General features: G+C 74.3%; 6 protein-coding genes. 5 read left to right on the forward strand and 1 reads right to left on the reverse strand.

The genetic code is table 11. The features are described 5' to 3' along the window. The first annotated feature begins 193 nt into the window (after nt 1-193). From LCE31_RS33410 to LCE31_RS33430, 5 genes are all read left to right on the forward strand, one after another. The gene (locus LCE31_RS33410) at nt 194-913 is read left to right on the forward strand and encodes a lysophospholipid acyltransferase family protein (RefSeq protein WP_225021181.1); all 720 of its coding nucleotides are present in this window, start codon (nt 194-196) and stop codon (nt 911-913) included. A gap of 34 nt (nt 914-947) precedes the next feature. Then, the gene (locus LCE31_RS33415) at nt 948-2,498 is read left to right on the forward strand and encodes a DUF5931 domain-containing protein (protein WP_225021173.1); all 1,551 of its coding nucleotides are present in this window, start codon (nt 948-950) and stop codon (nt 2,496-2,498) included. Next, nucleotides 2,495-3,196 (forward strand): response regulator, encoded by a 702-nt coding sequence (locus LCE31_RS33420; RefSeq protein WP_225021175.1) that lies wholly within the window; start codon nt 2,495-2,497, stop codon nt 3,194-3,196. Before LCE31_RS33415 ends, LCE31_RS33420 begins: the two co-directional genes overlap by 4 nt. A gap of 151 nt (nt 3,197-3,347) precedes the next feature. Further along, a complete protein-coding gene (locus LCE31_RS33425; RefSeq protein ID WP_225021177.1) occupies nt 3,348-4,376 on the forward strand; it encodes a 6-phosphofructokinase in 1,029 nt (342 codons plus the stop codon). A gap of 134 nt (nt 4,377-4,510) precedes the next feature. Further along, nucleotides 4,511-5,461: a dihydrodipicolinate synthase family protein gene (locus LCE31_RS33430; protein ID WP_225021179.1), complete on the forward strand. Its 951-nt coding sequence runs from the start codon at nt 4,511-4,513 to the stop codon at nt 5,459-5,461. A 93-nt stretch (nt 5,462-5,554) separates the two neighbouring features. On the opposite strand, the gene LCE31_RS33435 is transcribed toward LCE31_RS33430, so the two are convergent. After that, nucleotides 5,555-7,474 carry an anthranilate synthase family protein gene (locus LCE31_RS33435; protein ID WP_225021183.1) on the reverse strand — a complete coding sequence of 640 codons (1,920 nt, stop codon included), beginning with the start codon at nt 7,472-7,474 and terminating at the stop codon, nt 5,555-5,557. Nucleotides 7,475-7,550 lie beyond the last annotated feature (76 nt).

The raw sequence follows: 7,550 nt of genomic DNA on the forward strand, positions 1-7,550 counted from the left end.
GGACACGGGAAATCAGGGAGGTACGGGGCAGGGGGACGCCCGCACGCGCTCAGGTCATCTCACGGTACGCGACCGGACTGACACCGACCAGGCCCTTCGCGCGTCCGCGACGCGAAGCCGCCGCCGCACCCGTGGGACGCGGGTTATGGTCGACGCCCAGCACACAGGAGGAACCGAGTTGATCTACGGCGCGATGAAGGTCTCCCTCGGCGGTTCCTTGAAGCTCGCCTTCAGACCCTGGGTGGAGGGCATCGAGAACATCCCGGACGAGGGCCCCGCGATCCTGGCGAGCAACCACCTGTCGTTCTCCGACTCGTTCTTCCTCCCGGCCGTACTGGACCGCAAGGTCACCTTCATCGCGAAGGCCGAGTACTTCACCTCCCCCGGCGTCAAGGGCAAGCTGACGGCGGCGTTCTTCAAGGGCGTCGGCCAGCTGCCGGTGGACCGCTCGGGTGCCAGGGGCGCGGGCGAGGCGGCGGTCAACAGCGCCCTGAAGGTGCTGGAGCGCGGGGGGCTGTTCGGCATCTATCCGGAGGGCACGCGCTCGCCCGACGGCCGCCTCTACCGCGGAAAGCCCGGCGGCCTCGCCCGGGTCGCGCTGCTGAGCGGCGCCCCCGTCATCCCCGTCGCGATGATCGACACGGAGAAGATCCAGCCGCCGGGCAAGGTCGTCCCCAAGCTGATGCGCCCCGGTATCCGGATCGGCGCGCCCCTGGACTTCACCCGGTACCTGGGCATGGAGAACGACCGGTTCATCCACAGGTCGGTGACCGATCAGGTGATGTACGAGATCATGAGGCTGTCGGGGCAGGAGTATGTCGACATCTACGCGACGGCCGCGAAGCGGAAGATCGCGGAGGCGGAGAAGGCGGCGGCGGACGGCAGGGGCGGCGCGCGGAGGCCGTCCCGGTAGCGGTCGCGCCGCACGGAGACGGGGGGCGGGGCAGATGGAGAGGGCGCGGCGGGAGCCGGTCGTCCGGATGTCGGTCGAGGTGCCGCTGTGGCGTGCGCTGGCCGCGTACCGGCTGCTGACGATGGTCTACACGATCGTCCTGTTCGGGTACGAGCGCCACCGCTACGAGCGGCTCTGGCTCGGTGTGGCCTACCTCGCCGTCCTGCTGGTCTGGACGGTGGCGACGCTGCCCCGGGTGTCGGGCGCGGCCCGCTGCACCCGGCCTTTCCTCGCCTGCGATCTGACCCTCGCGCTCGCGGGCATCCTCCTGACCCCGCTCGCCGACGTGCAGGCGCGCGGCGCCGACGTGACGACGCTGCCGTCGATATGGACGGCGGGCGCCGTCCTCGCCTTCGCGATCAAGGGCGGCTGGCGGATGGCCTGCGCGGCCTCCACCCTCGTCGCCGTCGCCGACATCGTCGAGCGCGCGCACCCCAGCAAGGACACCCTGCACAACGTCGTGCTGGTGTGGGTCGCCTCCATCGGCATCGGATACGTGGTGGAGGTGGCGCGCGCCTCGGAGCGCACGCTCGCGCGCGCCCTGGAGATCGAGGCCGCGACGCGCGAGCGCGAGCGGCTCGCCCGCGACATCCACGACAGCGTGCTCCAGGTCCTCGCGATGGTGCAGCGGCGCGGCACCGCGCTCGGGGGCGAGGCCGCCGAGCTCGGCAGGATGGCCGGCGAGCAGGAGGTCGCCCTGCGGACGCTCGTGACCAGCGGCCTCCGTCCGGACATCCCCGCCGCGAGAGAGACGCAGGGGACGCGGGGGACGCGAGGGACAAAAGAGGCGCAAGGGATCGAAGAGGTGCAGGAGACGCGGGAGGTGCCGGAGACGCAGGGGGTACGGGCGGAGTCCGCCGTCGCGGAGACCCCCGGGGCCCGGAGAGCGCCGGACCCGCCGAATGCGCTGGGCCCGCCGGACCCGGCAGATGTACCCGACCCGCCGGGCCCGCCGGCTGCGACGGACGCGACGGACCCGCCGGAGGCGCAAGGCGCGCCGGACTCGACGGACCCGCCGGACGCGCGAGGCGCGTCGCAGGACCGGCCGCGTAGCCCGGACGCGGCCGCCCGCCGTGCCCGTACCGCGCCCCGTGCCAGGACCGGTGGCCGGAAGGGCGACGACGGCCCGATCGACCTGCGGACGCTCCTCGCGCCGTACGCGGGCGCCCGGGTCTCCTTCGCGGAGCCCGGCGCACCCGTGGCGCTGCCCGCGGGGGCCGCCGCCGAGCTGGCCGCCGCCGTCGGCGCGGCCCTGGACAATGTCAGACGGCACGCGGGCCCGGACGCGGGCGCCTGGATTCTCGTGGAGGACGAGCCCGGCGGAGTGACCGTGACCGTGCGCGACGACGGCCCCGGCATACCCGACGGCCGCCTCGCGCAGGCCGAGGGTGAGGGCAGGCTCGGGGTCGCGCAGTCCATCCGCGGACGGCTGCGGGACCTCGGGGGCACCGCGGAGCTGGTCTCCGTGCCGGGACAGGGCACGGAAGTGGAGTTGACGGTCCCGCGAGGGGCCCCGGTGAAGCCCGTACGGGGGAGAAGGACATGACCGCGCAGGACGGAACGGCACGCGAACAGGACGGCGGCGCGCCGGTGACGGTGATGGTCGTGGACGACCACCCGATGTGGCGGGACGCGGTCGCGCGCGACCTCGCGGAGGCGGGCTACGACGTGGTCGCGACGGCGGGCGAGGGCGCACAGGCCGTCCGCAGGGCGCGTGCCACCTCGCCGCAGGTGCTCGTCCTCGACCTGAACCTGCCGGGCCTGCCCGGCGTCCAGGTGTGCAAGGAGCTCGTCGGCACGCTGCCGGGCCTGCGCGTCCTCGTCCTGTCCGCGAGCGGGGAGCACGCGGACGTGCTGGAGGCCGTGAAATCGGGCGCGACGGGCTACCTGGTGAAGTCCGCCTCCACCGCCGAGCTGGTCGAGGCGGTGCGCAGGACGGCCGTGGGCGACGCCGTGTTCACCCCGGGCCTCGCGGGCCTCGTCCTCGGCGAGTACCGCAGGCTGGCCGCGGGACCGGGACCGGCCGCGCCCGGCGAACCGAAGGCGCCGCAGCTGACCGACCGGGAGACCGAGGTGCTGCGCCTCGTGGCCAAGGGACTCTCGTACAAGCAGATCGCCGAGCGGCTGGTGATCTCGCACCGCACGGTGCAGAACCACGTGCAGAACACCCTCGGCAAGCTCCAGCTGCACAACCGCGTCGAGCTGGTGCGGTACGCGATCGAGCGCGGCCTCGACGACGACTGAGCACCGCGGCGGCCGGGGCGCGCACGGCCCGCGAGGCGTCGCGCGGCGGCCCCGGTGACGCCGTGCGACAGTGGCAGGCAGGGGCCGGTGTCAGGCCGGCCGCCGCTCGCCGGGCAGCCGGCGCGCCCCCACCGCGGCGGAGGGAAGTCCCATGCGGGTCGGAGTACTGACCGGGGGCGGCGACTGCCCCGGGCTGAACGCGGTCATCCGTGCCGTCGTGCGCAAGGGCGTCCAGGAGTACGGCTACACGTTCACCGGGTTCAGGGACGGCTGGCGCGGACTCCTTGAGGGCCTCGGCCGGCCGCTCGACATCCCGGACGTACGGGGGATACTGCCGCGCGGCGGCACCATCATCGGCGCCTCCCGCACCAACCCGCTCGCCGCGGAGGACGGCGTCGCCCGGATCAGGGAGAGCCTGGCGCGGGCGGAGGCCGACGCGCTGATCGTGATCGGCGGCGAGGACACGCTCGGGGTCGCGGCCGAGCTGGGCGAGCGGCACGGCATCCCGTGCGTCGGCGTGCCCAAGACCATCGACAACGACCTGTCCGCCACCGACTACACCTTCGGCTTCGACACGGCGGTCGGGGTCGCGACGGAGGCCGTCGACCGGCTGCACACCACGGCCGAGTCGCACAGGAGGGTCCTGGTCTGCGAGGTGATGGGGCGGCACTCGGGCTGGATCGCCCTGCACGCGGGGCTCGCGGGCGGCGCCAACGCGATCCTCGTCCCGGAGCGGCCGTTCGACGTGGACGAGGTCTGCGGCTGGGTGGAGTCGCGGTTCCGGTCCTCGTACGCGCCGATCGTGGTGATCTCCGAGGGCGCGAAGCCCCGGGAGGGCCAACTCGTGCTCAAGGACGCCTCGAAGGACTCGTTCGGCCATGTGCGGCTCTCCGGCGTCGGTGAATGGCTGGCCCGCCAGGTCGAGGAGCGCACCGGGCACGAGGCACGGACCACGGTGCTCGGCCATGTGCAGCGGGGCGGTACGCCGAGCTCGTTCGACCGGTGGCTCGCCACCCGCTTCGGACTGCACGCGGTCGACGCCGTACGGGACGGCGACTTCGGGACGATGGTCGCGTTGCAGGGCACGGACATCGTGCGCGTCCCGATCGCGGAGGCGGTGGCCACGCTGAAGACGGTGCCGCCCGCGCTGTACGAGGAGGCGGGCGTCTTCTTCGGGTGACGCGCTGGCGGGCACGCCGCCGTCCGCCCCCGGCGGGTTCTTGCCCGCTCCGGCGGACGGGCGTAGCTTCGGTCCGCACGAACATCCCATGTCCTACGTCTGGGGATCAGCGGCGAGAGGAGGACCGAGGGCCCATGAGAAGCGAACCGGCCGTCGCAGGGGTCGTCACGGGAGTCGTCCCTCCGGTGTGCACCCCGCTGACCGAGGACCGCGAACTCGACGTGGCCTCCCTGGAGCGGCTGTGCGCCTTCCTCCTCGACGCGGGGGCCACCGGCCTTTTCGTCGGCGGCTCGACGGGCGAACTCGCCTACCACACCGACGAGGTACGGCTGCGCGTTCTCACGGTCGCCCGCTCGGTCGCGGCGGGCGCGGTCCCGGTGCTCGCGGGCGCCGTGGACCTGTCCACGAACCGCGTGATCGCGCAGGCCCGTGCGGCCGAGGCGGCCGGAGCTGACGCGGTGGTGGCGACGGTGCCGTTCTACTCACCGACCCACCCCGGCGAGATGCTGGACCACTTCACCACCGTCAGCCGGGCGCTGGGCATCCCGCTGTGGGCGTACGACATCCCGGGCAACGTGCAGCGGAGACTGCCCGCGGAGGTCACGGCCGAGCTCGCGGGGGCGGGACTGATCGCCGGCCTCAAGGACAGCAGCGGCGACCTCGACGCGCTGCGCACGGCCCTCGACCTGACGGCCGCCAACGGCGCGCGGGCGCGCGGCTTCTCGGTGCTCACCGGGTCCGAGGTGATGGCGGACATCGCTCTCGCGCTCGGCGCTGACGGCATCGTGCCGGGGCTCGGCAACGTCGATCCGGGCGCCTACGTCGCCCTGTTCGAGGCGGCCAGGCGCGGCGACACGAAGGAGGCCGCGCGCCAGCAGGAGCGGCTGCGGGCCCTGTTCGCCATGGTGCGGGTGGGGGACACGGCAAGGATCGGCGGCTACGCGTCCGCGATCGGCGCCTTCAAGGAGGCGCTGCGGCTGCGGAAGGTGATCGCCCACGCGACGACACCGCACCCGATGGGCGCGCTGTCGGCCTCCGAACGCGAGGCGGTCGCGGCCCACCTGCGTGGCGCGGGCCTGCTGTAGTCCAAGCTGCCCGCCGCCGTCCGCGCACCGCGTGGCCGCGTGCGTGCGGCGGGGGCACCCGCGCGGTGTCGCGGGCGCCCCCGGCGCTGAGGGTCAGCCCGCCGCGTCCGCGCCCGCCCGCAGGGCGTGGTCCAGGAACCGGGAGGTCACGCCCACGCCGTCGAGGGTCAGCACCGACTCGGCGTGGAACTGCCACGACGCGAAGCCCGGGCCGCGCGCCGCGTGCACCTCGCCCGTGACCGCGTCCCGCGCGACCTCGATGCCGTGCGCCGCGAGCTCCCGCGCGGTCTCGTCGTCGCATCGCGCGGTGAAGCTGTTGTAGAACCCGACCGTCTCGGGCCGCCCGAACACGTCGAGCGTCAGCTGCACGCCCTGGTGCGGTTCCCGCTTGCGTACGACGTCGAGCCCCAGCTCCGCCATCAGCAGCTCATGGCCGAGGCACACCCCGAGCAGCCCGCGCTTGCGCGCCCTGACGAGGTCCGCCGCGAGGCCCCGCATGATCCGGATGCGGCGGTCCGCCCGGTCCGCCGGGTCGCCGGGGCCCGGCCCCAGCATCACCGGGCCCCGGTGCGCCAGCGCCGCCTCGCGCAGGCCCGGCTCGTCGTACCGGCGCACGGTCACCGCGAGCCCGGACGAGCGCAGCAGGTGCGCCAGCATCGCCGTGAACGTGTCCTCGCCGTCCACCACGAGCACGTGCTCCCCCGAAGGCCGCGCCACCGGCTCTTCCTCCTCCGTCCGCATCCGCAGCCAGAACGGCGCCAGGCCCGCCCGGCGCGCGTCCAGCGCCGCCCGCACCCGTGGATCGCGGGCGAGTCCCGGCCCCTGCGCAGCGCCGGCCGGCCGGGGCCGCGCGGGCTCCCGTACGCCCAGCGCGGCGAGCACGCCCGCCGCCTTCGCGTGCGTCTCCGCGACCTCGCCCGCCGGGTCCGAGTGGCGCACCAGCGTCGCGCCCACACCGACGCGCAGCGCGCCCGTGTCCGCGTCGATGTCGGCCGTACGGATCAGGATCGGCGAGTCCAGCGACTGCGCGCCGCCCGCGTCCCTGCCCAGCAGCGCGAGGGCGCCCGCGTAGTAGCCGCGCCCGCCCGGCTCGTACCGCTCGATGACCCGGCAGGCGTTCTGCACCGGGGACCCGGTGACCGTCGCGGCGAACATCGTCTCCCGCAGCACCTCCCGCACGTCCAGCGTCGACCGTCCGCGCAACTCGTACTCCGTGTGCGCGAGATGGGCCATCTCCTTGAGCCGGGGGCCGACCACCACCCCGCCCCGGTCTCCGACCGTGCACATCATCTTCAGTTCCTCGTCGACGACCATCGACAGTTCGTCCGTCTCCTTGCGGTCGCCGAGGAACGCCAGCAACTCCTCCACCGTCGGCCCCTCAGGACCCTGCGGGTAGCGGAAGGTGCCGCTGATCGGGTTCATCACGACCGTGCCGCCGCTCATCCGCACATGCACCTCGGGGCTCGCCCCCACCAGTACGCGCCCGCCCTCGCCCGTGTGCACGACGAAGGTCCAGTACGCGCCCTGCTCGCCCACCAGCAGCCGCCGGAACAGCGCCAGCGCGTCCGCCCGCCCGAACCCGGGCACGCGCCCCTCGAAGGTGCGCCTGATGACGAAGTTCGCGCCCTCCCCGGTGCCGATCTCGTCCTCGATGACCCGCCGGACGATGTCGGCGTAGGCGTCGTCCGCGACGTCGAACCCGCCGTCCGCGACGTGGACGCCGTGCGCGGGCAGCGCGTCCAGCACCTCGTGGAGGGGCAGTTCGTACACCTCGTCCGCGACCAGCACGGCGAGCGGCGTGGCGTCGTCCCGTACGTCGAACCCGCGCTCCCTGATCTGCCGGAACGGTACGAGCGCGAGCGAGGGCCGGTCACCGACCGGGATCTGCGCGAGCCGGTCCACCACGCGGACGGAGCCGGCCAGCACCTCCACGACGTCCTCGGCACGGCCGGGCGTACGCCGGCGCAGCAGGGCGAACGGCGGGGCACCGGCGGCCGTCAGCCGCCGCAGCAGCGCCGCCGCGGTCGGCGTGCCGGAGGCAGGGGGAGAGGACGGCGGTACGGGAGAGGGCGGTGGTACGGGGGAGGGT

Source organism: Streptomyces sp. 8L (assembly GCF_020176795.1).
Lineage (GTDB): Bacteria > Actinomycetota > Actinomycetes > Streptomycetales > Streptomycetaceae > Streptomyces.

Bases quoted from the DNA above. Each gene is read 5' to 3' on its own strand.
- LCE31_RS33410 (WP_225021181.1), top strand. From the start codon at position 194: ATGAAGGTCTCCCTCGGCGGTTCCTTGAAGCTCGCCTTCAGACCCTGG.
- LCE31_RS33415 (WP_225021173.1), top strand. From the start codon at position 948: ATGGAGAGGGCGCGGCGGGAGCCGGTCGTCCGGATGTCGGTCGAGGTG.
- LCE31_RS33420 (WP_225021175.1), top strand. From the start codon at position 2,495: ATGACCGCGCAGGACGGAACGGCACGCGAACAGGACGGCGGCGCGCCG.
- LCE31_RS33425 (WP_225021177.1), top strand. From the start codon at position 3,348: ATGCGGGTCGGAGTACTGACCGGGGGCGGCGACTGCCCCGGGCTGAAC.
- LCE31_RS33430 (WP_225021179.1), top strand. From the start codon at position 4,511: ATGAGAAGCGAACCGGCCGTCGCAGGGGTCGTCACGGGAGTCGTCCCT.